Raw genomic sequence first — 26,418 nt, 5'->3', positions numbered from 1 at the left:
CACTGAGATAAAAATTACACTGGATACAGAATGGTACCGTCTAAATTTATTCGTTCTAAAGCCGGGCGTTGTCTGCCTGTTATGTTGGCCGCGCTAATATTCGCCGGCTGTACAACTAAAGCACCAGACCAGTCTGCCGCCCATATTCAGGGCGAGGCAACTGCTGATTCAGCGTATTACCTGCAACAAATGCAGCAAAGCAGCGATGATAGCAAGACCACCTGGCAATTACTCGCCATTCATGCGCTGTTAAAAGAAGGCAAAATTAAGCAAGCTGTTGATCTCTACAATCAACTGCCAAAAGAGATGAATGAAGAACAGCGCCGTGAACAGTCGCTGCTGGTGCCTGAAATCAAAAATGCCCAGAAAGATTACGCAGCAGCAAGCACCGCACTGGCAAAAATCAACTCTGCTGAGTTGAATAAAAACCAGCAGACTCGCTATTACCAGGCCGTTATTGACGCAAGCCAGAACCGCCCATCTCTTGAACTGCTGCGCGCGTATATTGCACAAGAACCCATGCTGACTGGCCCTGCGCACCAGAAAAATATCGATGGTACATGGCAGGCACTGTCACAGATGACCCCGGAGCAGATGAATTCGCTGGTCATTAATGCCGACGAAAACACGCTGCAAGGCTGGCTGGATCTGCAACGCGTCTGGAACGACAACCGTAACGACCCCGAAATGCTGAAAGCCGGTATTAAAGACTGGCAAACGCGTTACCCGCAAAACCCAGGTGCGAAAACGCTGCCAACTCAGCTCAGTAATATGCAGAATTACAAACCTGCCTCTACTGAGAAAATCGCCCTGTTGCTGCCATTAAATGGCCAGGCCGCTGTATTTGGTCGCACTATCCAGCAAGGTTTTGAAGCGGCGAAAAATATGGGCTCCGCCCCTGTCGCACAGACTACGGCTCCGGCACAGGTTGCTGATGCCAACGGGCAGCCAGTTGATACCACTCAGGCCGCATTGCCGAAACCCGTCGATCCCAATATGGTAGCAAGTCCGGCGGCAGCATCGGTTGATGATTTAACGCAACAACCTGCCGCAACTCCAGCTCCACAAACGGCTCCACAAACACAGCCAGCAGCAGCGGCCGCTGCTCCAGCCAATCCGTCTGCGGAAGTTAAAGTCTACGACACCACCACACAACCGCTGGCTCAGATACTCGCCCAGGCCCAGCAAGATGGTGCAACAATAGTTGTCGGCCCTCTGCTTAAAAACAACGTCGATCAGTTAGCAACAACAACTTCTCCGTTGAATATCCTGGCGCTTAACCAACCAGAAAACGTGCAGAACCGTGCAAATATTTGCTATTTCGCCCTGTCGCCAGAAGACGAAGCGCGTGATGCAGCCGATCATATCTGGCAGCAAGGCCACCGTGCTCCGCTGTTGCTGGTTCCGCGTAGCGCGCTTGGCGATCGCGTCACTAAAGCTTTTGCTGATGAATGGCTGAAGCTTGGTGGTGGCACGGTACTACAGCAGAAGTTCGGTTCAACGGCTGAGCTAAAACAAGGGATTAACAGCGGTTCAGGTATCGCACTGAGCGGCACTCCGGTTAACGCCGCAGCCGCTCAACCGGAAGCCGTGACCATTGGTGGGCTGACAATTCCGGCGCCACCTACCGAGGCACAAATTACGGGTGGCGCTTCCGGTGGCGTAGATGCAGCCTATATTGTTGCAACGTCAGACGAAGTCGCATTGATCAAACCAATGATCGCCATGCGTACCGGCAGCCGCAGCCCGGCGCAACTGTATGCCAGTTCACGCAGCTCTCAGGGCGTAAGTGGCCCGGACTTCCGTCTGGAAATGGAAGGTTTGCAGTTCAGTGAAATCCCGATGCTTGCCGGCAACAACCCATCGTTGATGCAGCAAGCGCTGGGTAGCGTGAATAACGATTACTCACTGGCACGTCTTTACGCCATGGGCGTGGATGCGTGGTCACTGGCAAATCACTTCTCTCAAATCCGCCAGGTCCCTGGCTATCAGGTGAATGGCAATACCGGCACGCTTTCTGCAAACCAGGATTGCGTCATTAACAGGAAGTTAAATTGGCTGCAATTCAGTCAAGGTCAAATCGTTCCGGCATCCTGACCCGTCAACAAGCTGGCGCGCGCTATGAGTTAGAGGCGCGCCGCTTTCTTGAACGCAAAGGACTGCGTTTCATCGACGCAAACGTCCATTCTCGCGGCGGTGAAATCGATCTCATCATGAAACACGGCAGCGTTATCGTCTTCGTAGAAGTGCGATACCGCCGCTCAAACCACTTCGGTGATGCAGCCGCAAGCATCACTCGCCGTAAGCAACAAAAATTATTACACACTGCTTCGTATTGGTTAGCCCAAACATCAGGAAGTTTTGATACTGTGGATTGCCGTTTCGATGTGTTAGCCTTCACCGGCAATGAAATAGAGTGGTTAACCAACGCGTTCACCGCAGATGTTTAAAGTAACCAGGTAAACTAACGTGCTCGAAAGAATCAAAGTCTGCTTCACGGAAAGTATTCAAACCCAGATTGCCGCAGCGGAAGCTCTGCCAGATGCTATCTCCCGTGCAGCAATGACACTGGTTCAGTCTCTGCTTAACGGCAATAAAATCCTTTGCTGTGGCAATGGCACGTCTGCAGCCAACGCCCAACATTTTGCCGCCAGTATGATCAACCGCTTTGAAACTGAGCGCCCGAGTTTACCTGCCATTGCACTTAATGCGGATAATGTGGTCTTAACCGCGATCGCAAATGATCGTTTACACGAAGAAGTGTATGCCAAACAAGTACGTGCGCTCGGTCAAACCGGTGATGTTTTACTCGCCATTTCGACCCGCGGAAACAGTCGTGATATCGTCAAAGCGGTAGAAGCCGCCGTCACGCGCGATATGACTATTGTTGCGCTAACTGGTTACGATGGCGGGGAACTGGCCGGGCTATTAGGGCCACAGGATGTGGAAATTCGCATCCCTTCTCACCGCAGCGCGCGCATTCAGGAAATGCATATGCTGACGGTAAACTGCTTATGCGATCTGATTGATAATACGTTATTCCCTCACCAGGACGATTAAGGAGTACAGATGAAGGCATATAAGCCACTTGCAGTCCTTATTTCTGCGCTAGTGCTACAAGGTTGTGTCGCGGCCGCAGTTGTTGGCAGCGCAGCTGTCGCCACCAAAACGGCGACTGATCCACGCTCCGTCGGTACTCAGGTTGATGACGGTACGCTGGAATTGCGCGTGAACAGCGCACTGTCCAAAGACGAACAAATTAAGAAAGATGCGCGTGTTAACGTCAGTGCATATCAGGGCAAAGTGCTGTTGGTTGGGCAATCCCCTAACCCTGAGCTCGCCTCACGAGCCAAGCAAATTGCGCTGGGTGTGGATGGCACGACCGAGGTGTACAACGAGATCCGCACCATGGCACCTATTGGCCTGGGAACGGCATCTAACGATACCTGGATAACCACCAAAGTGCGCTCGCAGCTGCTGGCAAGTGACCAGGTAAAATCGACAAATGTGAAAGTCACCACCGAGAATGGCGAAGTGTTCCTGTTAGGTCTACTGACTGACAGAGAAGCCAGAGCTGCGGCAGATATTGCCAGCCGAGTCAGCGGTGTGAAACATGTGACGACGGCATTTACGATTCTGAAGTAACCGCGCGGATGACGCTTCGCTTATCCACTCTACGTTCTTGTTTGTAGGAAAGATAAGCGAAGCGTCATCCACCTTTACGTTCTCCTAAAACCTGCTCAAACAATCCATTGCTACTGCTTTAAACTCCTCAAAACTCTTACTATCGCGCAAACGCGGCATCGCCCTTTCACGTAGAAACGTGACAAACAGATCGTAAATTGCCATCGCTTCTTCGTACTCGCTTTTACTGATAGCCAGCAAGAAGATGACATGCGCCGTTTCATCTCCCCAGCGAATACCTTGTGGTGCAAGCACGGTATACACCACGGTTTTGTTCGCCATCAACCCCAATGAGTGGGGCAGTGCAATCCCCTCACCCAATACGGTACTGACGATAGCCTCGCGCTCGACCACCGACGGATAAAAATCCCCAGCGACATAGCCTTCCTGCTCAAGCTGCTGGCAAAGCGTGCTGAATAATTCCTGCTGCGTCATCGGCTCATCAACGACCCTGAAATGGCTGGCATCAAAGAATTTTTCCAGCATGTACGGGCGCGTGCGGTCCACCAGCACCAGTTTGCCCAGTTGCTCAAGTTGGTACTCTGTCGGGAACGGGGCCACTACTACGGTGGGCTTTTGTTTATCGCTAATGCGCGCCGTGGAAATAACAAAATCCTCTTCAACACCGTCGAGCTGATCATAATCTCGCAGGGAAATGATCCGCGTGACCTCAATTTGGGGGTATTTACGCAGCAACATCGCCTGAATCATGCGGACCGTTGAATTGCCGGTATCGCAAACCAACAGCACGCGCGGATGGCGCTGATAACCAATGTTGTAGTGCCGCTCAAGCCCCACCCCAATATGCAGCACCAGGAAACCAATTTCGTTTTCACTGATGACATAAGGCGTGTATTTCCCCCAGCTCGACACCGCCGCAAGCGTCATGTCATAAGCCATCGGGTAGTGTTGTTTGATATTGCCTAGCAGGGGATTAGGAATATTTATCTGATAGCGCACACGGGTAATCATCGTTTTGATATGCGTGAGCAAATCAGCATGTAGCTGCTTATCAGTCAGTAGATTGTAGTTATAGTTGTTGTTGATAAAGCTCAGAATGTAGTTCACCAGCGCTTCATCATCGTCGGCACTGATAGCGCTCGCGGCTACCTCTTGCACCTGGCGCGAGGCAATATGAACTTGCAGCCATTGTTCTTCCGCCTCGGAAAGCGCTTTACCGGCAAGACCCTGTAGCAGTACGGTGATTTGTTTTGCGGCTTCGCGCACCGCTTCGTCTACATTTTCGGCGCTAAATTCCGGTAATGGATAACCTTCGCTGATACGGCGAACCGCAACAGCGCAATATAAACGGATAAACTGCTCACCTTCGTCGGTCAGGCGGATACGGCAACGCGTAAAACAGTTGTGCAGCTCTGCCGCCAGTTGTTCTGGTACGCCGGCATTGAGCACTTCTTCAGTGAGCAGTGGATTTTCGCAATCTTCCTGCGTGAGTTTCCAGAGCAGCTCGGTCAGACAGGCACGCACCGACATTTCACTGCCAAACAGCTTCATGCCGTGGCGCGGGCGGGTTTCAATCGTCAAGTTGTAGCGAGCCAGCCACTCACGAACCTCAGCCATATCGCTTTGCAATGTCGCACGACTAACAAACCACTCTTCGGCCAGATCTTCGAGTTTTAAAGAGAAGGCGGATGTCAGAAAACGCACCACCAGATAATGCACACGATCCGGAGAATTACGCGGAATACGCAGTTGGCGCGAAGGCTGCTGCACAAGCGACTGATAGAGATCCCGATCGGCAATATTGAGTTGATAGCCTTCACCACGGCTAAGCACAAACTGGGCACCGTGCCCGGCCATTAACGCATTTAAAGCCGTGATATCCGTGCGCACCGTGCGAGTAGAAACAGATAAACGTCGCGCAAGCTCATCCTGGGGCAGCGTCTCGTTTTGCAGCATCTCAAACAACTGAGCCAGTCGAAGATTTGGGAATCTCAAAGCCGTTTCCTTTCATTAAGCGGGCGCGCAAAGCGCCCGATACTGCAACTACTTAGCAGGCGTCAGAATCAACTGTGACGGACTTCCAACCGCACTGTAATCCTCAATAAACGTCAGTTTTCCACCCTCAGGCGACACACTAAAGCGAGTAATGTTATCGCTACGCTGATTCATGACGTACAGGTACTTTCCATTCTGGTCGAGGGTTAAGGTGCGTGGGTAATCGCCACGTGTCCAGATATCATCCTGATGCGATAACTTGCCATTCGCGGTCACGCTAAAATGCCCAATACTGTTGTGCAAACGGTTCGCCACATACAGCTGTTTCCCGTCCTTACTCAACACCAGGCCCGCAGCAAAGTTGGTTCCTTTGAACCCCTCTGGTAGCGAGGAAATGCTCTCGCCCTCGGTTAGGGTTCCTTTAGCTACATCAAGTTGGTAGTGGGTAAGCGTAGAAGATTCTTCGTTGATCAACCATAAGCCATCGCCCTTTGGCGTGAAGACAAAATGGCGTGGCCCCGCACCTTTTGATGAGGCATTAATGTAAGGAGGATCGTTGGGGGTGAGCTTTCCGGTGGAGTCATCGAAACGATATTGATAGATCCGATCCAGCCCAAGATCGGTGGTAAACACAAACTTCCCACTGGGATCGGCACTGATCATATGAGCATGTGGGCCGTTATGATCGCTTATCGCAAAACTGCCTTCTACTGCGGCTTCAGGTTTTGCAGCCCCTGGAGGCCCGGAATCTTGTTGAGTATCGGTAGCTTCACCAAGGCTGCCGTCCTCTTTTACCGGCAACACGGCAACGGAGCCGCTGATGTAATTTGCCACCAGCAGATGGCGCCCGTTTGGAGTAAGCGACAGATAAACCGGCCCTGCTCCACCTGATGGAACCTGGTTTAGCTCTTTTAGGCTTCCGTCATCTCCAACACGTAAGGCTGCTATTACGCCCTTCTCCATTTCACTCGCCACATACAACGTTTTGCCATCATTCGATGCCGTTAACTGTGCCGCATTTGGGATCTTACTGACTAACGTTTTATTGCTCAGTGCACCCGTTTTCGCGTCCACCTGAAAACGGTACAACCCTTCGCCGTTGGGATTGTACGTACCAACCCAGGCATATTGATTCTGTGCTGTTGCAGTTCCAGCGAGCAGAGCAAGTGAAGCGATAAGGAGATTACGTGTTGCAGGCATTGGAGTTCCTCATTGTTTGTCGCATTTATAGGGCGGATAGGCGCTGCGCCATCCGCCGCCAATCAGCCAACCAACTTCTTCGTCATATCCAGCAAAGTGCGCACATCTTCCGGACGCGTATTGCCGCTCGCTTTATCAATAATTGAGCTGTAAATATGTGGAATGATCTTACTCACTCCCGCATCCAGAGCGATCTTCAGGATTTCTTCGTAGTTTTCGAGATCGATACCACCAGTCGGCTCCAGCCAGAAATCATGTTTTGCACAGGCCAGTGCCACAGCGTGGAACTCATCGCGATATTTCAGCCCGTCCATCGGGAAATATTTGATTGAGCTGCCGCCCATATCTTTAAGCAATGCAATCGCAGTATCTACCGGCACAATGCCATTAGAGGAGACTGTGCTTAGCGGACCGGTGGAAATTTTCACCATGCCAACCATCCCCGTTGGGGAAACCAGACCATTGACCACGCTTTCGTTTTGCCCAAGCAGCGCACGGCTTGCGCCCACGCCGGTAAATACCTGGTTTACATGCTGCGGTTGCACCAGGCGGGAGATTTCACTGACCATCGCCGACTGGTTCGGATCACCCGCGCCAAGGCCAACCGACAATGCATTGTCGATAAGCGTCGCGTATTCACGCATATCCGCCACAGCAGTTGCTACATCAGGGTAATTTTTAGAAAGCACGCCGACCAACACATGACCTTGCGCGGCGTCATAAATCTCTTTCGCGTTCTCTTTCGAACCCGCCAGCACGTTCAGGCATACACGGTCACGGTAAAAGTTCGGGGTCAGTTTCATGCCTGATTCTCCTTGCTTACCAATGCGCTAATACAGTGATAAATAATCTCTAACTGTTGCGGGCTGACGCTACGCACATCGGCTTCGATAATCCCTTCATTGGCTTTGTAGCCGCGGAAGAAAATCGCGTATTCACCCTGTTTCAACGCGCTCACCAGTTCGCTGGTGCTGATACCGATAACCGCTTCATCGAACTTAATCTCAGTGCGTGCGATATCACGCCCTGCGGAATCCCACACTACACGGGCGCTCACACCATCAACAGTGTTGAGACTACTGATAAACGGCGTCATTTTTTCGACCATTTGCGCCCCGCTCTCTTTGGCTGCTGTTAAGTAGTGTTCGATGGCACAGGTCAGTCCAAGAATGCCCTCTTTGCCCACTTTCATGGCGCGGCCAATACCGCCGGTTTGCAGCTTCACCCACTCAACGTACTGCGCTTTGCCAATTACCAGACCGCTGGTTGGCCCTTCAATTGCTTTTGCACCGCTGTAAATCACCAGATCAGCACCTGCGCGGTAGTAGCACTGCAAATCTTCTTCTGCGGCAGCATCAACAATCAGCGGCAGGTTATGTTTGCGCGCCACGACAGCCGCCTGCTCAACACTGAGCATGCTTTTCTGTACCGAGTGATGCGATTTGATATACAAAATGGCGGCGGTACGCGGGGAGATGGCAGCAGCTAGCTGTTCGGCAGAGCATTCGTTTGCATAACCCGCTTCCACCACTTTGCCACCACCGAGATAAACCATGGTGCCAACCGGTGCGCCGAAGTTCACGTTGTGGCCTTTCGGCAACACAATTTCGTTATTCTCAAGTGGCGTGCCATGCAGGTTTTCTATCAGCCAGGCGTTATCCTTCACTAACACAGCCGCCACGGATTGCGCGATACCCGCAGATGCACAAGACACCACAGTTGCGGCTTCAACGTCCAGTAGTTTGGCGATGTACTCCCCGGTTTTGTTCACCAGGTCTTTCATCTCAAAATAATGATTCATACCGTTAGCTACGGCTTCGACCACTTCCGGGCGCGGTGTAGAAACACCAAGTGCCGTCATGCGGCCAGATGCATTAATGACTTGTTTTAAATTGTATTTCTCATAAATCGAAGACATGTTCTTCCTTCCCTTGTTCGGTAACAAACCACTTCCCGGCGCGAACGGCAGCAAGTGCCACCAGCAGTTGTTCGCCCTGGAGCGTCTGACTTTCTGAATCGGTAAAGATCGTCGGCTGGCGGCGTTTGGCAAAAATAGTCAGGTCGCCATCAAGCCCCACGGATAAGCGCCCTTTATTCGTCAGGCGTAACCCTTGCGCTGCATGTGCGGTAACGCAGTCAATCACTTGTGGCAGAGACATGCCAATGGAGAGGAATTTAGACATCACCACTGCGAGGCTATGTACCGGGCCGTTAATACGATTGCGGCAGTAAATATCGGAGCTGATGGTGTGGGGAAGAATCCCTTTACTGATAGCGATTTTCGCCACTTCGAAGCTGAAACTGGCGGAGCCGTGGCCCACATCGAGACGCACGCCACGCGCAATCGCACTGGAAATCGACGCTCGTAATTCACCAGCAGGCGTGAGAATGCGGTTCGGTTTGCCGTTGTAGCAGTGAGTAATGATGTCGCCGCTTGTCAGTAAATTGGCAATTTCATCGAGATCCGGCGGGTTATTACCGATGTGTACCATCAGTGGTAAATCACCATTTTCGCGCTGGATTTCTTTCGCACGATCCAGCGGTTTGATGCCGTTTTCCCCTACTACGCTGCTGCTCATGCGCGCTTTGATGCCAACGATAAATCCAGGATGGCGCTTTACCGCATCACGCACGGCGATGTTGTCGATATTCGCCATAACCGACAGTTCGTTCTGTGCAATCAACCCGACACGCGAGATGTTCAGTAATGCGTAAACATCCGTCGTCGCTTTGCGAGTTAGCTCGTAAAACTCGTCGATATCGTCAGCGCCTGTGCTCCCGGCATCAATAACGGTCGTCACGCCAGTATTAATGCCGATGCTGTCAGGATCGTCATGATAAATGGGGGATTTTTGGTAGCAGTGGACGTGAGAATCAATCCAGCCTGCGCTGACGTAGTATTCGCCATTAAGCTGGCGCTCTTCTTTTGCCTCGCCTGCGATCTCGCCAAGCACGGCAATTTTTCCATCCGTCAGCGCGATGTCGATGACGGTATCATCCACCAGACAGGCGTTACGCAGGATTAAGTCAAACATGGTTTTCTCCTGACTGGCGGGAGGCATACGCTTCCCGCCCAAAAAGGACTACAAAGCAATCGGGAAGAATGCCCCAAACAGCATTGCGCCAAGAATCGCGCCACCGGTAATCGGTTTGTTCCACAGATAAAACAGCAGAGAACCAATCAAAGAGCCGATACCAATCGGAATGGAAGCGGCCATTGCGCTCAGGATAATCAACGGCCCAAGGAAGCGACCGGAAGCGTTACCTGCACCCATCATTACGTCCGCGCCGTAGGTTGAATTGCTCTGGTTGATGGTGAATTTACGCGCCAGAATAATCACATAACCAATCGCCAGGCCAATCACCAGGCCGGTTACCAGTGAAGCTGCAAAGTTTGCAACCGGGAAGATGATACCCGCGCCGAGTAACAACGCTGGTACGCCCAGCCCAACACCGGTTTGAATCGCCCCGCCGATATCCAGAATCCCGACTAATGAGCCTTCAATGATGCGGGCAAACAGGAAGCTGGCACCAAATGCGGCGACTGCGCCGTATACACCGGTATCTATTCCGGCACGCAGCATGGAAACAAACGCCACTTCGTTAAATGCGCCGATGCCATACAGGTAGTACATGTGTGTTCCGGCAAACACGCCGGAGGAAAGCAGGCCAACAAAAATCGGGAACGACCAGTCGGCGTACCAAAAACCTTTATTCTCTTCCATCACAGGCTCCCTTATTTTCCGCTCAGCGAGTTATGAATCAGATCCAGCCAGTTAGGCACGGTCAGATGGAAGGATTCGATCATTTTCATGTCGAAGCCGCGGAAGAAACCACTCAAGACAAATAGCGCGACAATCGCCACCATCATCACTTTAGTAACATGGTTCCAGCCGCTCTCTTCCACACCTTTACCAATCAGGATGCCGAGCACCAAACCAGGCACAGCGTTGCCCATAATCAGTTGTGCGCAGCCGCCGAAAATCGTCGCCCAGAAGCCTGATTTCTTACCGGCATCAATCGCCGCCAGCCAGAAAATCACTGGCATCACGGTGTTAACCAGCAGGTTCGCCGCAGGAACCAGAACTTTTACTGCGGTAACCTGTAATGCTGCCGGAACGGCGGATGCGGTGGTGTTAAGGAAGGTAACGACAATCATGCCGATGACACCGCAAGCGATAGCCATCTTTTTCGGGTCATGCAGGGTTTGCGCGACGTTACGGTTTTTCACCATCAACGCGGCAGCGCCCCAGTTTGGGATAATGCGGTGGTCAACATCCTGGGTAAAAGCACCGGCCGCAACGGACGACGCCCAGGCGTTGAAGAAGAAACCTAAGCCAAATGAGAAGTGTGAAGCCGGGTCTCCTTCACAGGAGTTAAGTTCACCAAGAGTACGAAAAGCGCCCATCCCTTGAGTGGTTGGCGCGTGAAACATGCGTGCAGCTCCAGCGCCAACACCTACGCCGACGAGCCCCCCGATTATTAGCGATTTTATTAGTATTATTAAGAACATCTGTCTGTCCTTTCTGTGTGATTTTAGGTCGTGGCGAAATCTACCTTATCGAGATTTATCGCTGTTACGTTGACCGAAACATCCAGCTCCACGCTGAACATGCGTTTTTCGCGCTTCAAAAAGAAGAACAAAAATGCCTCTTTCTTAACCTGTACCCGCGCCTGAACAACCTGCACATCCTGTGGCTCAATACGCAGTAAAATATGGGGAGAAGATTTCAGAACCGAGCCCTGAACATGGTTCAGAGCATCAGCAAAGGCTTTGGCTTTGGTATCACCACGCCCCTTCACTCTCACCGTTTCTGAGAAGTGTTCTTTCATACTCACTTTCCGTACTTCTTGGCCCAGGCCTGCACCAGACGCTCGCCCAGTTCTTCTTTGTCCATAAAGCCGAAGCCCAGAACATTGTTGCCTTCGTTGATCGCAGTAACACCTTCTTCCACAGAGCGCATGCCGTACTTGGCTTTGTAGCCGTATTTGGTCTGCGCGGTGATAGCTCCCGCACCACCGCTGCCGCAGAAAGAGATACCAAAGGTGGCGTTTTCTGCTTTCATCACATCACCCAGTTTCATATCAGCAGCAACGCCTGCAATCACCACGGCGCGGCCACCCGCTTTTTCAATCCCTGCGGCCACTTTCTGGCCTTTACCCAAACGGTCGCCAATAACTACGGTAATCTGTTCCATCTGAATCTCCTGATTATTCAAAGATTGTCTTTCGCGACTTCGAAATGCACTGACAACAACCACGCTTCTTCAATCGGTAAATTGCCAAATTGCTCCACCACTTCTTTTGCCATTTCCAGAGAGTCATCAGAGATTTCGTCAAACAGGCTCTCTTCAACTTCTGGCAATGGCTCGCCGGTCAGTGACCTATGCGCCATGGCACGAACGTGGGATGCCAACATCTGTTCCTGCACCGCGTTCGGCGTGATGTTTCTGTTCTTTAGCAGCCTGGTGATAAACGCCAGCACTCGCTCTGTGAGTAGCGTTGTCTCGGTACTCCCGGCTTCATTAACCATTACCGCTCCGTCATTCACACTACGTACCTCTTCACTGTCAGGCTTTTAAGGTATCGGCGGGCGTTAAAGGTTTGTAGCGAGTTGTTTTCCACTTTGAAGTGGAAATCCCGCAGGCAAGAGTGATATGCACCACAAAAAGTGGCCGATTCATGATAATTCGCTGGGTTAATGTGATTAGTCTCACGAATTAGTGATGGCGAATGTATTGATGACAGTGTTAATTTTTGAGCGAAATTGTGATGTGATGGGCATTTTAGGGGAAGTATTGGAAAGGCTTATGAATGGGTATTGGGAGTTGGTTGGCGTCCCTCCGGGAACCCAATCCCGGTGCTTCCTCTAATTCATTGGCGTTACCATGAAAAAAAGATCCCGTATTGACTACGCGCCCGAGCAACAACGCGCTACGTGGCAATACTAACGTCAAACTGATTCTGCTCTGAGGATTTCGACATGACCACCTTTCATCAACTTACTGCCATCAGTCTGCGTGGCCAGCTCATCTCTATGGCCGACTATGCTGGCAAGCTGGTTCTGGTGGTCAATACCGCCAGCCATTGTGGCTTTACACCGCAATACGCAGGCCTTGAAGCGCTCTACAAGAAGTACGCAGACCAGGGGCTGGTGGTGCTTGGTTTCCCCTGCAACCAGTTCGGTAAGCAGGAACCCGGCGGTGCCGATGAAATCGCGCAGACCTGTCACATCAACTATGGTGTGAGCTTCCCGATGTTCGAGAAAGTGGAGGTTAACGGCCCAGCAACGCACCCGGTGTTTCGTTACCTGAAAGACGAATTGCCAGGTATGTTGGGCGGGCGAATCAAGTGGAACTTTACGAAGTTCCTGATTGGACGCGACGGCAAACCGCTCAAGCGTTTTGCACCGATCTCAACCCCAGAGAAAATGGAAGCCGCAATTTTTGCTGCACTTGAAACCGAAGTGCCCTTGTAATTCGAATCCTTCACTTTTAGAGATCTTCCGACTGGCATAATTGCCGCGCGGAATAAGAAAGGCTCTTCGTGAAGTGGTGGGTTGCGAAAAATCAGGATGGCAACTATCCAGGCTAACCCCGCATTCTTTCAGGAATTAGCGGCGCATTAGTGATGGGCGCGCTAAGGCTAATGACAAACCTTTTACCAGGTCGGATAAACACAGTGTCATCCGACAATACTGGTGAAAATGGTGGATAACGCTAACGCTTATCCCCCTACAAAACCCGTTCATCATCCTTTGTAAGCAATCTGAGCGGGGACAAATCCCCGCTCAACTTCCCTTACTTCACCAGACCCATGCTCTGTGGCAACGCCATAGAGATAGCCGGTAAATACGTTACCATCATCAGAACAATCGCAATCACCGCAAAGAAAGGCAGCAGCGGTTTAATCACGCGCTCAATCTTAATATCCCCGACCTTACAGCCGGTAAATAATATTGGCCCTACCGGTGGCGTGATTGTGCCGAGCGATAAGTTGAACACCATCATGATTCCGAAATGCACCGGGTCCATTCCAAACTGCATACAAATTGGCAGGAAGATTGGGGTGAAGATTAATACCGCAGGCGTTGGGTCCATAAAGGTGCCCACCAGCAATAATACCAGGTTCATAATCAGCAGAATAACGATAAAGCTATCCGTTGCTGAAAGTAATCCGGATGCAATCAATGCCGGGATTTTGGTAAATGCCATTACCCACGACATAATCGATGACGCTGCCAGCATGAAAATAACAATCGCTGTCATTTTCGCGGTAGCGAGGAAAATTTTCGGCAAATCTTCAACTTTAATGTTGCGATAAATAATGCCAAGAACCAGCGAATAAACCACCGCAATCGCGGATGCTTCTGTTGCGGTAAATACGCCGCCCAGAATGCCGCCGATAACCACAACGATCATCATCAGACTTGGAATCGCATCAAACAGAATGCGCAGTGTCTGGCCTTTATTGGCAGAACGATCAGCGACATAACCCCGGCGTTTAGCAATAAAACCAGCAACCAGCATTACGCCTAAGCCCCACAGAATGCCAGGCACGTAACCCGCCATAAACAGCGCAGAAATAGAGACACTGCCCGCAACCGTTGCGTAAACAATCAAAGAGTTGCTTGGCGGAATCAGCATACCTGTTGGTGCAGAAGCGATATTCACCGCGGCACTAAACGCCGGGTCGTACTGCTCTTTTTTCTGAATTGGTGACATGATGCCACCCACTGCCGCCGCAGATGCCACACCAGAACCGCTGATCGAACCGAACAGCATATTAGCCACGACGTTGGTTTGCGCCAAAGGACCCGGCAGGAAGTTACTAACCATTTTTGCACAGTTAATTAAACGAATGGCTATCCCGCCATTGTTCATTAAATTCCCGGCCAGAATAAAGAAGGGAATGGCTAATAAGGCAAAAGAGTCGAGACCAACAAAAACGCGTTGGGCAGAGGTTAATATCGCGCCATCAAACGGTAAAATAAGACACATCGCGGCGAAGGATGAAATCCCAATACTAATACTAATTGGCGTTCCCGCTAGCAGCAGAATAAATACGCCGCTAAACATCACCAGAGCAACAATAATTGCAATATCCATATCGACACCCAATCAATCTTGTTTCGAAGAGAACTTTCTGAACAACCCATATTGGTTATACAGACAATAGAACAGCGTCATTGCGCCACTCAGTGGAATCGCAATGTAGATAATGCCGATAGGAATTTGTAATGCAGAGTCGAGCTGCGCCATCTGGCGGCTCATACCGATATAACCACCGATAGTCAGCACCAGTAATGCAAATACTGAAGTCGCCAACTCACCGATAATTTCCAGTGAAAGACGCAATTTACGCGGCATTTTGTCGCGCATAAAAGTGATCGCCATATGCTCACGCAGGCCAAAAACATAGGCCCCGCCAATTAGCACCAGCCAGATAAATAAATATCGCGCCAGCACTTCACTGACCGCGCTCGGGCTATTAAATAAATAACGCGACGCAACCTGCCAGGTCACCAGCAGCGTCATTAAGCTAACAATCAAAATACATAGATAAGACGCCGCTTTATCAATGGCCTGTTTTACTCGTGTGACATGCGAATAAAAATCAGATTTGGATGCTGTGGCGGAGGGAATGGACTGGGTAACTTTCATTTTTATCTCCACGGGGGACATCCTCGTCCCCCTGACTTCAAGCCGAATTACTCGGCCAACTCACGAATTTTTTCGTACAGCGCTTTTTGTTCCGGGGTGGTCAACATGGCTGCTTGCAGCGGTTTGCAACGTTCCTGGAATGGCTTGATATCCACTTCGGTGAAGACTGCACCGTTGTCTTTTGCGGTTTTACGCGCGCCATCAAGGGCTTTGTCCCAAAGCTCAAACTGAGTCTGGGTGCTCTCTTTAGCAAGCTTACGGAACAGTTCGCGGTCACTTTCATCCATTTTGGCGATGAAGCTTTCATTCGCGACGAGCAAATCAGCCACCATGACATGACGCGTTGCAGAGAAGTAAGGAGCCACTTCGTACTGCTTCAGATCGGCATAAGTGATCTCATTGTTTTCAGCACCATCCAGAACGCCCTGCTGAATCGCTGAATACACTTCACCCTGGCCCATCGGCACGCCGGTTCCACCCATGCAAGACAGCATTTTGATCATGGTGTCGGACTGCATTACGCGGATCTTTTTGCCCTGCATATCGGCCGGACTGGTGACTGCGGCACCTTTGGTGTAAACACTGCGAGCGCCTGCTGTATAGGCGGTGATAACTTCAAAACCAGTGCCTTTGGTGGAAGCAAACAGGTTATCCAGCACGCCCGAAGTAAACACTTTGCGCTGATGTTCCGGGTTGTCGTAAACGTACGGCATCGCCAGAACAGAGAAGTTTTTATTAAAGTTTTCCACCAGTGGGTTGGCAACGACCGCCATCTGAATCGCGCCAGACTGAACCAGTTCCAGTGAAGCACGCTGGTCACCTAACAGTTCGTTAGGGTGAATTTCAAGTTTGTAGCGACCATTAGTCGCAGATTCCAGCTTATCGCTGAAAGAGACTAATGCTTTATATTGTGGGTTGTTTTCAGACTGGTTAAACGCTGTTTTCAAGACTACAGGGCCTGTTGGCGCTGCGTCATCTCCACATCCGCTCAGTAAAATTGTCGCCGCAACAGCGGTAGCAACCAGCGAAATTTTTGGCAAAACATGTTTGAAATGCTGCATCCTTCAGACTCCCTTATCCATGATTTCAGTTCGGTACTATTACGTTTCGGAATCATTTACACATCAAAAACCCATAAAATGAAACGTTATTTTATTTAAAAAGAACTTTTGATTCATTTTGCTGATGAGATCTCAAAAACGCAGCGTTTTACGCTTATGAATCGCACAATTAATGAACTACTTTTGGAAAGACAAACGGCAATCGTCAGAAATAGGGAGTGCGCAGACAAGAACTGAGTCAGTGAAGCAGCAACGGTTTTAGGGTACTTTATGGCAATCTTACTGGGTGAAACATTCGGAAAACTAATGAAAATAGATGCAGAAATCACCTTCCGTAAACTCGAGATTTTTATTGCGTTTATGGAAAAGGGAAACATCGCCCGTACCGCTGAAACACTTGGTATTAGTGGTGTAAGTGTCCATCGCGCGTTGCATACGCTTGAAGAAGGTGTGCGCTGCCCGCTGTTCATCCATAAAGGCCGCAACCTGGTGCCTCTGCCATCGGCTTACACTCTGCTCGAACACAGCCAGGAAGCCGTAGCGCTGATGGCGCGTGGTATTGAAGAAACGCGCCAGGCGGCGGGTGTTGGGCAAGGAAGACTGCGCATCGGCACGCTCTATTCGTTGACGCTTGAAACTGTGCCGCGTCTGATTATGGGAATGAAATTGCGCCGCCCTGAGCTTGAGATGGATCTCACCATGGGTTCCAATCAAATGTTACTCAACATGCTTGAAGATGGCGTACTTGACGCGATTCTGATTTCTATTTCGGAAAGCGAAATCGACCGTAACCGCCTGGAGGTGCTGCCATTATTTCAGGATGATATTTTCCTCGCCGCATCCAGTACTTTCCCACTCAATACCAGCAAACTTGCCGATCTTCGTGATTACCACAGCGAAAAATTTGTTTCATTAGCCGAAGGATTTGCGACCTATAACGGTTTCCAGGAAGCGTTTCACATTGCAGGTTTTGAGCCCGAGATTGTGACGCGCGTGAACGATATTTTCTCGATGATAAGCCTGGTACAGGCAGGTGTGGGACTGGCGTTAATGCCGGGGAGAATGAAGAAAGTTTATGAAAATTCGGTGCAACTGCTCAAGCTCGCCGAGCCTTATCAAATGCAGCAATCTATTGCGATTGTTTTTGCCCGTAACCGCGAGCTTGACCCGAATTTATTGGCGCTGGCCGCCGAAGGGCGCATGTACGCCCGCTCGATTATTGATACGCCTAACGCAGTTCTTTAACGCGCTCAGCCAGGCGTTTAATCAGCTCCACGCTGTTTTGTTCTGCACACAACATTTCACCTTCACGAAATGCCTGTCGCGTCAGGCCTGTTAGCACACTTCCAGGTGGCATTTCGATTGCCAGGCGCACATCGCGTTCGTTAGCGGCGATCATCGCATCGCGCCAGCGTACGGTACGCGACATATTCAGCGCCAAATCTTCAGCAATTTTCTCTGGTTGCCAGGCTACTCGCGCAGTACTGCCACTGAGATAAGTACAACGCGGGCGAGTCAGTGTCACATCGGCGAAAGCCTGTTGCAGCTTCAGCGCCGGTTCACGCAGTAATTCGCAGTGTGACGGCACGCTTACCGCCAGTTGCTTCGCCTTCTGCGCCCCTGATGCCAGTGCGCGTTGCGCGACTTGCGCCATATCCTTATCGCGGCCCGCAATTACGATTTGCTGTTCGGCGTTGATATTGGCGATGTAAGTTCCGCTACCTTCTATCAGCTTTTCCACCTGGCTTAACTGCAAACCAGTGATCGCCGTTAATCCATACCCTTGCGGATACGCCTGCTCCATTAAATCACCGCGCAATGCGACAAGGCGTAGCGCATCTTCAAAGTCCAAAGCACCTGCAACTACGGCTGCCGGAAAAGCACCGATGGACAGGCCGCACACCATATCGGGCAGCACGCCGTTACGTTCCAGCGCCTGTGCATTAGCAACACCAGCGATAAGAAGGCAAAGCTGAACGGCACGGGTATGTTTCAGTGCTTCAGGCGTATCAAGCGAATCGGCTTCATCACCTAAAACAGCGCGAACACGCGCCATAATGTCGCTATTTTGCGGCAACGTCTGCAACATGCCTGCACGTTGCGTTCCCTGCCCGGGAAAGGTAAAGAGAATTTTCATATGATTGCCAACAACGTCCGTCGAATAGGTTTTGTAGGGCGAGTAAGCAACGCGTCACCCGCCAGAGCTGGCGTAAACAGTGGATGTCGCTCTCGCTTATCCACTCTACAAAAGAAAGGCCTTACTTTTCTCCTGACAACCACGGATCGGTGACCAGATGCGGCCCACTGCTGGTTTTCAGCAGCACGCGTCCATCACGCAACCATTCTGCCAGCGCAAATGCCCCTAACGGTGTTTCGATTTGCGTATCGGCACGGCATAACAACTGGCCGATGACCTGCTGCCATTCCAATAGCGCCTCGCGTTCTACACGCTCAGGGCAACGAATGATTAAATCAAGATCGCTATCCGCATGCAGTACCGGGACTTCGGTCGCCAACGCGTAACCCACACTGCCGGTGATACCCCAAACCCAGGGCCATTCACGCAGTGCCAGTTGAATAGCCCCCTGAACAGGCGGCATTGAAACAAACGGGGATTTCATTAAGAGTTCGCGTGAAGCAAGTGATTCCGGGGAAACGACGCGTTTAATCTTTGCGGCATTCACCCAACCGGCTGCACGCTGGTCGCGGCGCATTCCACGAACACCTACCGGAATGCGCGCGTCAGTATTCACATCACGCCGCACTACCACTGGAAGCTGAGGCCGCCACTGGCTTGCTACCCACTCTTCACTCACGCCTTCAAGCGCGTTGCTTTCGCTAAGCCAGAGTAAGTCGTGTGGGCGTGGTGTGTTCATGTTTTACATTCCTGAAGTCAAAGAGATAAACAGCGGTAACGACAGGATAGAGAGCACAGAGCTCAGCAGCAAGACGGCCTCTGCATCAGGAGACTGCACGCCGAAACGGTTGCCAAACACCACACCGAAGAAACCAGCAGACAGCGCAATCATCAGAATGGCAGTGATAGCAATCGGGCCGCTCAGACCCAACGCCAGCACGATACCCCAGGCGATGAATGGCTGAATCAGCAGTTTGGTGATGGTCGCGGTGCAAACCACGGTGTTGATTTTCAGCTTACGGGCAGAAAGAATCACACCGGTCAGGAAAAGCGCAGCAGCAGTTGCTGACATCCCCAGTGGTTTGATAGACGACAGCAGCAGGTCCGGCATACGAATGCCAATCGCTGACAGAATTACACCCAGCAGCGGGCCCCAAACGATAGGTTTTTTCAGTGAACGCCACATCAAAACTGGCAGCATCGCAAGTGTAGAACCGGCAGCTTCGCCCGCGGCACGCGCTTTTTCACGTTCCAGAATCATCAGGCAGAACGGCGTCATCAGTACGGAACCGCAAGCGATAGAAACCGCAACAGACAGCGACGTTGATGGACCTTCACCCAGCACGCTACCCAAAATTGGCAGGCCAAGTGCAGCATAGTTTGGTAACGCAACGGTCAATGTCAGTACAGCCGCATCCTGCGGAGATTTTTTGAATACTTTGGTCGCCAGGAAATAAATCGCAGCGTAGGTAATCCACATTGCCAGAACCAGCACCACACTCATTGGTGACTGTTTAACGATACCTTCCCATGGGGTTTGAACCGTTGCACTAAACAGTGCGGCAGGCAGAGCGAAATCCATTACAAAGATATTGAGCAAGGAAACATTTTTGTTATCGACCATCTTTGCTTTACCAGCGAAAAAGCCGAGCAGCATGATGACAAAAATGGGCGCAAGAGCATGAACAATTACGTAAGTCATAACTTCACCTGTAGTTAAAAAAGAAATCTGGCACGAGCGCGATAGTTATTATTTTCAGACGAGTGTTGTTTATTGGGCGCTCTAACGGCGCCCATTATTATCGTCTGGCAGGTCTGTCTTTTAGCTCTAATTACAATCGTTACCAGCTTGCTCGCATACGTTCGCGAACCAGCGCTGAGCTACTGCGATTTTTCGCATTCAGGCGGTTTTTCAGCGTGTTATCCGTGCGGGCTTCGCGTACTGCGGTCGCCAGCGCTGCGTTCACTTTGTCCATATCAGCACCAAGTGGTGCTTCAGGACTGGCGATATCCAGCAGAGCGGATAACAGGCCCAGGGTTTCGTAGTTGCTGATGTCGTAAGCCATCGGTGGGATGGTCGCCGCCAGTTTTTCCAGCGCTTCTACAGTACGCAGCGTGATTCGTGCTGCAGACTCTTTACCCATTGCGTGGATCATCACGCCGGAATCGTTGAACGCGATCAGGCGGTTTGCCTGGTAGCCGTGTGCAAGGAACGCACCGGACATCGCTTTACCAACAATCAGCCCAACAACCGGGTGCCCCGCCAGGCGCGCATTGGCGTAAGCCGCTGCTGCACCTGCCAGTGCCTGGTGGATACCAAACGCTTCTTCGCGACGGCCATAAGCCTGGCTCGGAACGTCGATCACCGCCACAATGGCGCGTTTCTCAGACTTTTCAGCATCTTCTGCGATGGTTTCGCTAACCACTTTTGCCAGTGTCCAGCCTTCAAGCAGACCCACTTCACCACCTTTGGCGCGTGGATAATGGTTGTTTTCATCAGGCACGACGGCGATAAAACGTGCAGCCTGGCCATCAACAGAACCATCGGCAACTTGCACTGACGGGCAAAGACCAACCATATGCGGTGCGTTTGCGGTGAGTTTGTCCAACCAAATGGCGGCGCGATTCAGTTTCTGGCTCATGCGCGTTTCTCCCCAAAAAGCTGTTTAATCTGTTCGGAATCAGCCTGTTTAGTGGTGTCGAAATTGTTCAGGCGCTCGAGATACCAGTCATAGTTATCGGTACGATGTTGAGCCGGAACACCTTTAGCGATAGCCGCGTTCACCGCTTGTTTAACAGCGTTGACGCCATCACCCACCAGCGTTTCTACCAGGCCGCTCTCATAGCGAACTTCGCCGCCGGTCATGCTCCAGATAAACGGACGGTTACGGGAGTCGTATTCGTCAATTCCCGCTTCCTGTTCGATAACCTGCGGACCGTTCAGGCCAAGGCGCGCTTCGCGAGTCACAATCAAGTGGCTGCATAATGCTGCCGCAATAGACATCCCGCCGAAGCAGCCCACGGTGCCTGCCACCACGCCAATGACCGGCGTATAACGGCGCAGATCAACGATAGCGGCGTGAATATCAGCAATCGCTGCAAGGCCGAGGTTCGCTTCCTGTAAGCGCACGCCGCCCGTTTCGAGGCACAAAACCGCCTGAGTCGGGATGCCGTTACGGTTATCTTCCGCTGCCAGTTCAAGGGCTGCGGCCATTTTCGCACCGGACACTTCGCCCATGCTGCCGCCCTGGAAAGCGCCTTCAATCGCAATCACTACCGCCGGGCCGCCATTAATGGTGCCTTTGGCAACGACCATGCCGTCGTCAGATTGCACAACGATGCCCTGAGCTTCTAACCACGGGGAAACAATGCCTTCGAATGGGTCAAGCAGTTCGCGGAAGCTGCCGTCATCGAGCAGCAGGCGAGCACGTTCACGCGCTTTAAGTTCGATAAAGCTGCTGTCGTTACGCATGAGTCACCTCTTCAAAAACTTGTTCGATGCGGATACGAGCCACACCCGGCGTCGCGCCAAAGTCGTGGATCTGCATCTGTCCGGCTGGCAGGCAGGACAATGCGCCAAGGCGTTCAAACAGTGCCTGCCAGCGTTGCTCGCTGTTATCGACAGATGTGGTGATGGCGATAGCCAGGGTTTCACCCTGAGTCGCGGTAAACAGAACTTCCATATCACCGGAGCCAACTACACCCGCCAGCGCTTTGCCGCTAACGGTGCGAGTTGCCGGAAAAGACAACGTAATGTGTTCCATAACACCCTCTTAAAAGTGTGAATGTTGCGGTAATGGGGTAAGCGTCGCGTTATCGCAGGCGATACGATCAACCAGCAGCGTGGCGGCCAGCAAATCTGCGGCCCCACCCGGAGAGGCATTGAGTGCCAGCATTTGCTTATCGAGCCAGGCTAATGCTGCGCGACCTTGAGCTGTTGCTGTGCCACCTGCGACCAACACGCTACGCGCGCCGTTTTGCATAGTTTCCAGCCCTTCAAGGCCTGCACGTGAAAGCACACAGGTATCGCTAAGCGAAGTCATAATGGCCATCAGTGCATCGAGCCGGGCTTGCTCTTCCGTTGCGCCTGACTGGCGGCTGCGACGCAGTTGCGGCAGTGCCAGTCGCATGATGTGCGGGAAGCCAAGCTGGGCTTCTTCCCGGGCGCCAGGAACGCGATAACGGCGTGTTGCGAGTAACCCCTTACTGAAAACCTTTGGTGCGCAGCTGTCTGGCAGGCTGGCAAGTTTTGCGGCACTTGCCGCAATCTCTGAACTACTGCCTTCACAGCCGTGCATTGCCGCCGCGGCGACTAGCAATCCGAGTGCCCAAATGGCGCCCCGGTGAGTATTCACTCCGCCTGTAGCCGCCATCATTTGTGCTTCACCTTCTCGGCCTAACCGACCTACAAGTTGGCGTAGAGCGATATCGGCCGGGCGTTGCCAGCTTTGCAATGCAAGCGCATGAAACGTCGGGGAAAGGCTGTGCGCCGAGCGCTCCATCAATTCCAGTGTCAGGTCGTGATGTGCACCGCTTCCACGACTGTCCACGAGACCAGGTTTCGGGCTTAAGCGTGCTTCTGTGATCAAGCTTTGGGTGGCAACCCTTGCAAGCCATGCAGCGCTGCCTTCACTCCCAATCTGTGGCTGTAGTTTCATTACCAGCTCCGGAATTTCGCAGGTGGGTTATAAAGACCGCCAGACCATTCCACTAAGTCCGCCACGCTGCTGGCAGCCAGCAGAGAACGGGTTGCGTCAGTGCGGCGAATACCCATGTCTTCCGGGAACACCACTTTGCCGCTTTGGCGCAGTGCGGCAACGCGTTTAGCGTCAACACCCAGACCGATATCAGTGATACCTGCAACAGATGCCACCATCGCACGGCGCTCTTCCATGCTTTCAGCACGATACAGATACGCGATGCCTTCTTCGGTCAGCACGTGGGTCACGTCATCGCCGTAAATCATGACCGGAGCCAGCGGCATACCGGAGGATTTTGCGACTTCAACCGCGTCGAGTTTTTCCACGAACGTTGGCTTAACGCCAGCCTGGAAGGTTTCGACCATCTGAACAACGAGCTTACGGCCACGCTGCATCAGATCCGGTTGAGCCTGCATCGCAAGCCAGGCAGGCGTTGCATGACGACGGCCGTGTGGGTCATGGCCCATGTTTGGCGCACCGCCGAAACCGGACAGACGACCGCGAGTCACCGTAGAGGAGTTGGCGTAACCATCAACCTGCAAGGTAGAACCGATAAACATATCCACTGCGTACTGGCCTGCTAACTGGCAGAACGCGCGGTTGGAGCGCATCGAGCCATCAGCACCGGTAAAGAACACATCCGGACGAGCGCGTACGTACTCTTCCATACCCAGCTCGCCGCCGAAGCAGTGCACGGTTTCAACCCAGCCGCTTTCGATAGCAGGGATTAATGTTGGGTGCGGGTTCAGCGTCCAGTGTTTACAGATTTTGCCTTTCAGGCCGAGTTGCTCGCCATAGGTTGGCAGCAACAGTTCGATGGCGGCGGTGTTAAAACCGATGCCGTGGTTGAGCGATTGCACCTGATGTTCAGCGTAGATGCCTTTAATCGCCATCATCGCCATCAGAATGTGTTCTTGCTTGATCAAACGCGGGTCGCGGGTAAACAGCGGTTCGATAAAGAATGGTTTGTCGGCAACAACTACATAGTCAATCCACGAGCCGGGGATATCCACACGCGGCAAATCACACTCGTCATCCACCAGTTCGTTAACCTGAGCGATAACAATGCCATCGTGGAAAGCAGCCGCTTCAACCAGAGCTGGCGTATCTTCGGTGCTGGCGCCGGTATACAAGTTGCCTTTGCGGTCGGCTTTAAAACCGGCAATCAACGCAACGTTCGGCGCGAGGTCCACATACAAACGGGAATAAAGTTCGATGTAGGTATGAATGGCACCAATCTCTAACTGACCATCTTCAAGCAGCTGCGAAATGCGCAGGCTTTGGGTGCCAGAGAAGGAGAAATCGAGCTTGCGGGCGATGCCTTTTTCAAAAATATCAAGGTGTTCGCTACGCCCGACGCTCGGCATAATCATATGCAGGTCGTGAACTTTGGATGGGCTAACTTCAGCCAACATGCGGGAAAGGAAATCCGCCTGTTTTTGGTTATTGCCTTCAAGCACCACGCGATCGCCAGGAGCGATCAGTTTTTCCAGCATATCGACAAGGCCTTCGGTTGGAAGCACCTTGCCCTGCACGTTGGTGGAAGCCATACGACGCTGTTTCTCGGTGCGACGTGTGTTCCAGGCCCGTGCTGGGGTTTGCCCAGACAACATATTTAACCTCCTGATTCAGCCAATCATTTTGATTTGCTTTAGTCTGGTTAAATTGTGCGCCTACCCATTTGGGGTATCAATTAAGGTGAGGAATGAATCATTAGCCTTAGAGTAATAATGGATATTCGGTTTTGTGATCGGGGTGGAAGGCGGGAACAGGAATTCTGCACTACTGACAATATAAAAACTTTATTTCATTATTGACCCCTCTTCCCACAAACGGAAAGAGGGGTATAAAGCTTCAGCTATTATGATTTAGCCGGATGGGCAGTGATTTTGATTGAATCAGTGTAAGTCACGCGCACGCTTTGGTTAACTTTCAGATCTTTCAATTTCGCCTGAACTTTAGGGTCTTCCACGGTTACCGTTTTTTCCTGACCTTTTGGCCCTACGAAGGTAATTTCATTCTTTTTCAGATCGATGTGTTTAATTTTCAGCTGAACGTTAACCTGGCGGAAGGCTTCATGTTGCGGATCTTCTTTGGTCGCCTTCTCCTCACCTTTAGTTGTGGACGCAGTCGGTGCCGATTTATCAATATCGGTATCAAACGCAATAGCGACAGAACGCGTAACGGTAGTGTCTACAGTGTCGCCCGCTTTTATATTCGCCAGCGTACCGGCTTGTTCTGGAACGTTGAGAGAAACTTTATTCCCTTCTTCACCTTCCAGGACTACAACGTGATTTTTTTGATCAACGGAAACAACTTTTGCGGAGAAATGGTCGGCCTGGAAATCACCGGCGACAGGCAAAATCGCGGCATTTGCAGAGAAAACGCTAAATGCCAGCAGCGAAACTGTAGCGGCACCTTTAATAAACGTTTGAATCGGTTTCATAAATCGGATGTCCTTATAAGATAAACAGAGATGTTCCGGCCCCTTAGGGGTTAGGGGCCAGTATGAGCTTAGCGGTATTTTTTATGGTAGGCATTGCGAGTGGTTTTGAATTCTTCTGCTGCCGCCTGTGCTTCTTTCACTTTGCCTTCGTTGGCAAGCTTCAGCGCACCGTCAATCTGTCCAACCAGTAAATCCAAACCGTGACGATAATCTTTCATCTCGGCACTGTCTGCCGCTTTGTTCTCGAGTTTTGGAGGGGTGCCCTTTTGCGCATCCAGCGCCGCAGTTCGCATATTGTTCAGCGAGGTTTTTAACTCTGCCGCGTTATCGGTCTTCAACACGGTTTTGTAATTTTCAGCGATGGTATCCATGTCATCGCCAACATCTTTTGCCATTACAGCGCCAGTAAATAACACCGACGATACTGCCAACATTGCAATCAGTTGCTTACGCATTTGCTCACCTTTTTTACTCGTCATACTTCGAGCTGCAGGGGTGTTGGCTGCACTCACTTACCCCAGTCACTTACTTAAGTAAGCTCCTGGGGATAAGCTCCCTGCCGCGCTACTCG

At 51.5% G+C, this 26,418-nt stretch carries 29 protein-coding genes; 6 read left to right on the top strand and 23 right to left on the bottom strand.

The window, feature by feature from the left end:
- Positions 1-30: 30 nt before the first annotated feature.
- From IX31_RS19705 to dolP, 4 genes are read left to right on the top strand one after another with little or no spacing between them, the layout of a single operon-like run.
- A complete protein-coding gene (locus IX31_RS19705) occupies positions 31-2,097 on the top strand; it encodes a penicillin-binding protein activator (protein WP_034461286.1) in 2,067 nt (688 codons plus the stop codon).
- Positions 2,055-2,450: a YraN family protein gene (locus IX31_RS19700; protein WP_034461284.1), complete on the top strand. Its 396-nt coding sequence runs from the start codon at positions 2,055-2,057 to the stop codon at positions 2,448-2,450. Before IX31_RS19705 ends, IX31_RS19700 begins: the two co-directional genes overlap by 43 nt.
- A gap of 19 nt (positions 2,451-2,469) precedes the next feature.
- A complete protein-coding gene (gene diaA / locus IX31_RS19695) occupies positions 2,470-3,060 on the top strand; it encodes a DnaA initiator-associating protein DiaA (protein WP_034461282.1) in 591 nt (196 codons plus the stop codon).
- 9 nt (positions 3,061-3,069) lie between these two features.
- On the top strand, positions 3,070-3,645 hold the full coding sequence (gene dolP, locus IX31_RS19690) for a division/outer membrane stress-associated lipid-binding lipoprotein (RefSeq protein ID WP_034461280.1): 576 nt from the start codon (positions 3,070-3,072) through the stop codon (positions 3,643-3,645).
- An 84-nt stretch (positions 3,646-3,729) separates the two neighbouring features.
- On the opposite strand, the gene IX31_RS19685 is transcribed toward dolP, so the two are convergent.
- From IX31_RS19685 to IX31_RS19640, 10 genes are all read right to left on the bottom strand, one after another.
- Positions 3,730-5,640 (bottom strand): BglG family transcription antiterminator, encoded by a 1,911-nt coding sequence (locus IX31_RS19685; protein WP_034461279.1) that lies wholly within the window; start codon positions 5,638-5,640, stop codon positions 3,730-3,732.
- A gap of 48 nt (positions 5,641-5,688) precedes the next feature.
- Positions 5,689-6,840, bottom strand: coding sequence for a lactonase family protein (locus IX31_RS19680; RefSeq protein WP_034461278.1), 1,152 nt, complete (start codon positions 6,838-6,840; stop codon positions 5,689-5,691).
- A gap of 62 nt (positions 6,841-6,902) precedes the next feature.
- Positions 6,903-7,643: a 2-dehydro-3-deoxy-phosphogluconate aldolase gene (dagF, locus tag IX31_RS19675; protein ID WP_034461277.1), complete on the bottom strand. Its 741-nt coding sequence runs from the start codon at positions 7,641-7,643 to the stop codon at positions 6,903-6,905.
- Entirely contained in the window at positions 7,640-8,758 is a 1,119-nt protein-coding gene (locus IX31_RS19670; protein WP_034461275.1) for a DgaE family pyridoxal phosphate-dependent ammonia lyase, read from the bottom strand. The genes dagF and IX31_RS19670 overlap by 4 nt, the downstream gene beginning before the upstream one ends.
- Entirely contained in the window at positions 8,742-9,875 is a 1,134-nt protein-coding gene (locus IX31_RS19665) for an amidohydrolase/deacetylase family metallohydrolase (protein WP_034461274.1), read from the bottom strand. Before IX31_RS19665 ends, IX31_RS19670 begins: the two co-directional genes overlap by 17 nt.
- A 48-nt stretch (positions 9,876-9,923) precedes the next feature.
- Entirely contained in the window at positions 9,924-10,565 is a 642-nt protein-coding gene (locus IX31_RS19660; protein WP_034461273.1) for a DUF4310 family protein, read from the bottom strand.
- Between the two features lie 11 nt (positions 10,566-10,576).
- Positions 10,577-11,353, bottom strand: a complete 777-nt coding sequence (locus IX31_RS19655; RefSeq protein WP_034461272.1) for a DUF4311 domain-containing protein — start codon at positions 11,351-11,353, stop codon at positions 10,577-10,579.
- Positions 11,354-11,376: 23 nt separating this feature from the next.
- The gene (locus IX31_RS19650; protein WP_034461270.1) at positions 11,377-11,673 is read right to left on the bottom strand and encodes a DUF4312 family protein; all 297 of its coding nucleotides are present in this window, start codon (positions 11,671-11,673) and stop codon (positions 11,377-11,379) included.
- 2 nt (positions 11,674-11,675) lie between these two features.
- A complete protein-coding gene (locus tag IX31_RS19645) occupies positions 11,676-12,038 on the bottom strand; it encodes an SFCGS family glycine-rich protein (protein ID WP_034461269.1) in 363 nt (120 codons plus the stop codon).
- A 17-nt stretch (positions 12,039-12,055) separates the two neighbouring features.
- Positions 12,056-12,373 (bottom strand): glycine dehydrogenase, encoded by a 318-nt coding sequence (locus tag IX31_RS19640; protein ID WP_034461268.1) that lies wholly within the window; start codon positions 12,371-12,373, stop codon positions 12,056-12,058.
- Positions 12,374-12,823: 450 nt separating this feature from the next.
- Between IX31_RS19640 and IX31_RS19635 the strand changes: the two genes are divergently transcribed.
- The gene (locus IX31_RS19635; RefSeq protein WP_034461266.1) at positions 12,824-13,318 is read left to right on the top strand and encodes a glutathione peroxidase; all 495 of its coding nucleotides are present in this window, start codon (positions 12,824-12,826) and stop codon (positions 13,316-13,318) included.
- A 322-nt stretch (positions 13,319-13,640) separates the two neighbouring features.
- Here IX31_RS19635 and IX31_RS19630 read toward each other — a convergent pair whose 3' ends face one another.
- The 3 genes from IX31_RS19630 to IX31_RS19620 are packed head-to-tail and all read right to left on the bottom strand — an operon-like array spanning position 13,641 to position 16,564.
- Positions 13,641-14,948 (bottom strand): TRAP transporter large permease, encoded by a 1,308-nt coding sequence (locus tag IX31_RS19630; protein ID WP_034461264.1) that lies wholly within the window; start codon positions 14,946-14,948, stop codon positions 13,641-13,643.
- A 12-nt stretch (positions 14,949-14,960) separates the two neighbouring features.
- Positions 14,961-15,503 carry a TRAP transporter small permease gene (locus tag IX31_RS19625; RefSeq protein ID WP_051880779.1) on the bottom strand — a complete coding sequence of 181 codons (543 nt, stop codon included), beginning with the start codon at positions 15,501-15,503 and terminating at the stop codon, positions 14,961-14,963.
- Positions 15,504-15,550: 47 nt separating this feature from the next.
- The gene (locus IX31_RS19620; protein ID WP_051880778.1) at positions 15,551-16,564 is read right to left on the bottom strand and encodes a TRAP transporter substrate-binding protein; all 1,014 of its coding nucleotides are present in this window, start codon (positions 16,562-16,564) and stop codon (positions 15,551-15,553) included.
- A gap of 306 nt (positions 16,565-16,870) precedes the next feature.
- Here IX31_RS19620 and IX31_RS19615 point away from each other — a divergent pair, with 306 nt between their 5' ends.
- Complete coding sequence (locus tag IX31_RS19615) at positions 16,871-17,809, top strand: LysR family transcriptional regulator (protein WP_034461368.1); 939 nt, start codon at positions 16,871-16,873, stop codon at positions 17,807-17,809.
- Here the strand turns inward: IX31_RS19615 and mdcH are convergent.
- From mdcH to cybC, 10 genes are all read right to left on the bottom strand, one after another.
- Positions 17,793-18,701, bottom strand: a complete 909-nt coding sequence (gene mdcH / locus IX31_RS19610) for a malonate decarboxylase subunit epsilon (protein WP_034461262.1) — start codon at positions 18,699-18,701, stop codon at positions 17,793-17,795. The two genes, IX31_RS19615 and mdcH, sit on opposite strands and share 17 nt — an antisense overlap.
- Before the next feature lie 121 nt (positions 18,702-18,822).
- Entirely contained in the window at positions 18,823-19,440 is a 618-nt protein-coding gene (locus IX31_RS19605; protein WP_034461261.1) for a malonate decarboxylase holo-ACP synthase, read from the bottom strand.
- A 3-nt stretch (positions 19,441-19,443) separates the two neighbouring features.
- Positions 19,444-20,403: an AEC family transporter gene (locus IX31_RS19600; RefSeq protein ID WP_034461260.1), complete on the bottom strand. Its 960-nt coding sequence runs from the start codon at positions 20,401-20,403 to the stop codon at positions 19,444-19,446.
- A 139-nt stretch (positions 20,404-20,542) separates the two neighbouring features.
- Complete coding sequence (mdcE, locus tag IX31_RS19595) at positions 20,543-21,343, bottom strand: biotin-independent malonate decarboxylase subunit gamma (protein WP_034461259.1); 801 nt, start codon at positions 21,341-21,343, stop codon at positions 20,543-20,545.
- Positions 21,340-22,173, bottom strand: coding sequence for a biotin-independent malonate decarboxylase subunit beta (locus tag IX31_RS19590; RefSeq protein WP_034461257.1), 834 nt, complete (start codon positions 22,171-22,173; stop codon positions 21,340-21,342). The genes mdcE and IX31_RS19590 overlap by 4 nt, the downstream gene beginning before the upstream one ends.
- The gene (gene mdcC / locus IX31_RS19585) at positions 22,166-22,465 is read right to left on the bottom strand and encodes a malonate decarboxylase acyl carrier protein (RefSeq protein WP_034461255.1); all 300 of its coding nucleotides are present in this window, start codon (positions 22,463-22,465) and stop codon (positions 22,166-22,168) included. The genes IX31_RS19590 and mdcC overlap by 8 nt, the downstream gene beginning before the upstream one ends.
- A gap of 9 nt (positions 22,466-22,474) precedes the next feature.
- Complete coding sequence (locus IX31_RS19580) at positions 22,475-23,359, bottom strand: triphosphoribosyl-dephospho-CoA synthase (RefSeq protein WP_034461254.1); 885 nt, start codon at positions 23,357-23,359, stop codon at positions 22,475-22,477.
- A complete protein-coding gene (mdcA, locus tag IX31_RS19575; RefSeq protein ID WP_034461252.1) occupies positions 23,359-25,014 on the bottom strand; it encodes a malonate decarboxylase subunit alpha in 1,656 nt (551 codons plus the stop codon). Before mdcA ends, IX31_RS19580 begins: the two co-directional genes overlap by 1 nt.
- Positions 25,015-25,262: 248 nt before the next feature.
- Positions 25,263-25,847, bottom strand: coding sequence for a hypothetical protein (locus IX31_RS19570; protein WP_034461251.1), 585 nt, complete (start codon positions 25,845-25,847; stop codon positions 25,263-25,265).
- A 68-nt stretch (positions 25,848-25,915) separates the two neighbouring features.
- Positions 25,916-26,302, bottom strand: a complete 387-nt coding sequence (cybC, locus tag IX31_RS19565) for a cytochrome b562 (RefSeq protein ID WP_034461367.1) — start codon at positions 26,300-26,302, stop codon at positions 25,916-25,918.
- Positions 26,303-26,418 lie beyond the last annotated feature (116 nt).

The sequence above is a fragment of the Buttiauxella noackiae genome, assembly GCF_000737905.1.
Taxonomy (GTDB): Bacteria; Pseudomonadota; Gammaproteobacteria; order Enterobacterales; family Enterobacteriaceae; genus Buttiauxella; species Buttiauxella noackiae.
Note: the sequence above shows the minus strand (reverse complement) of the source record. Positions and strands in the feature narration are given on the sequence as shown.

Excerpts from the sequence above, each read along its gene's own strand:
- IX31_RS19680 (WP_034461278.1), bottom strand. The coding sequence starts at position 6,840 with ATGCCTGCAACACGTAATCTCCTTATCGCTTCACTTGCTCTGCTCGCT.
- cybC (WP_034461367.1), bottom strand. The coding sequence starts at position 26,302 with ATGCGTAAGCAACTGATTGCAATGTTGGCAGTATCGTCGGTGTTATTT.
- mdcC (WP_034461255.1), bottom strand. The coding sequence starts at position 22,465 with ATGGAACACATTACGTTGTCTTTTCCGGCAACTCGCACCGTTAGCGGC.
- IX31_RS19580 (WP_034461254.1), bottom strand. The coding sequence starts at position 23,359 with ATGAAACTACAGCCACAGATTGGGAGTGAAGGCAGCGCTGCATGGCTT.
- IX31_RS19655 (WP_034461272.1), bottom strand. The coding sequence starts at position 11,353 with ATGTTCTTAATAATACTAATAAAATCGCTAATAATCGGGGGGCTCGTC.
- mdcA (WP_034461252.1), bottom strand. The coding sequence starts at position 25,014 with ATGTTGTCTGGGCAAACCCCAGCACGGGCCTGGAACACACGTCGCACC.
- IX31_RS19705 (WP_034461286.1), top strand. The coding sequence starts at position 31 with ATGGTACCGTCTAAATTTATTCGTTCTAAAGCCGGGCGTTGTCTGCCT.
- IX31_RS19635 (WP_034461266.1), top strand. The coding sequence starts at position 12,824 with ATGACCACCTTTCATCAACTTACTGCCATCAGTCTGCGTGGCCAGCTC.
- mdcE (WP_034461259.1), bottom strand. The coding sequence starts at position 21,343 with ATGAGCCAGAAACTGAATCGCGCCGCCATTTGGTTGGACAAACTCACC.
- IX31_RS19570 (WP_034461251.1), bottom strand. The coding sequence starts at position 25,847 with ATGAAACCGATTCAAACGTTTATTAAAGGTGCCGCTACAGTTTCGCTG.
- IX31_RS19630 (WP_034461264.1), bottom strand. The coding sequence starts at position 14,948 with ATGGATATTGCAATTATTGTTGCTCTGGTGATGTTTAGCGGCGTATTT.
- IX31_RS19640 (WP_034461268.1), bottom strand. The coding sequence starts at position 12,373 with ATGGTTAATGAAGCCGGGAGTACCGAGACAACGCTACTCACAGAGCGA.
- IX31_RS19600 (WP_034461260.1), bottom strand. The coding sequence starts at position 20,403 with ATGACTTACGTAATTGTTCATGCTCTTGCGCCCATTTTTGTCATCATG.
- IX31_RS19650 (WP_034461270.1), bottom strand. The coding sequence starts at position 11,673 with ATGAAAGAACACTTCTCAGAAACGGTGAGAGTGAAGGGGCGTGGTGAT.
- IX31_RS19670 (WP_034461275.1), bottom strand. The coding sequence starts at position 8,758 with ATGTCTTCGATTTATGAGAAATACAATTTAAAACAAGTCATTAATGCA.
- IX31_RS19590 (WP_034461257.1), bottom strand. The coding sequence starts at position 22,173 with ATGCGTAACGACAGCAGCTTTATCGAACTTAAAGCGCGTGAACGTGCT.
- IX31_RS19665 (WP_034461274.1), bottom strand. The coding sequence starts at position 9,875 with ATGTTTGACTTAATCCTGCGTAACGCCTGTCTGGTGGATGATACCGTC.
- IX31_RS19615 (WP_034461368.1), top strand. The coding sequence starts at position 16,871 with ATGAAAATAGATGCAGAAATCACCTTCCGTAAACTCGAGATTTTTATT.
- mdcH (WP_034461262.1), bottom strand. The coding sequence starts at position 18,701 with ATGAAAATTCTCTTTACCTTTCCCGGGCAGGGAACGCAACGTGCAGGC.
- IX31_RS19625 (WP_051880779.1), bottom strand. The coding sequence starts at position 15,503 with ATGAAAGTTACCCAGTCCATTCCCTCCGCCACAGCATCCAAATCTGAT.
- IX31_RS19620 (WP_051880778.1), bottom strand. The coding sequence starts at position 16,564 with ATGCAGCATTTCAAACATGTTTTGCCAAAAATTTCGCTGGTTGCTACC.
- dolP (WP_034461280.1), top strand. The coding sequence starts at position 3,070 with ATGAAGGCATATAAGCCACTTGCAGTCCTTATTTCTGCGCTAGTGCTA.
- dagF (WP_034461277.1), bottom strand. The coding sequence starts at position 7,643 with ATGAAACTGACCCCGAACTTTTACCGTGACCGTGTATGCCTGAACGTG.
- IX31_RS19660 (WP_034461273.1), bottom strand. The coding sequence starts at position 10,565 with ATGGAAGAGAATAAAGGTTTTTGGTACGCCGACTGGTCGTTCCCGATT.
- IX31_RS19605 (WP_034461261.1), bottom strand. The coding sequence starts at position 19,440 with ATGAACACACCACGCCCACACGACTTACTCTGGCTTAGCGAAAGCAAC.
- IX31_RS19645 (WP_034461269.1), bottom strand. The coding sequence starts at position 12,038 with ATGGAACAGATTACCGTAGTTATTGGCGACCGTTTGGGTAAAGGCCAG.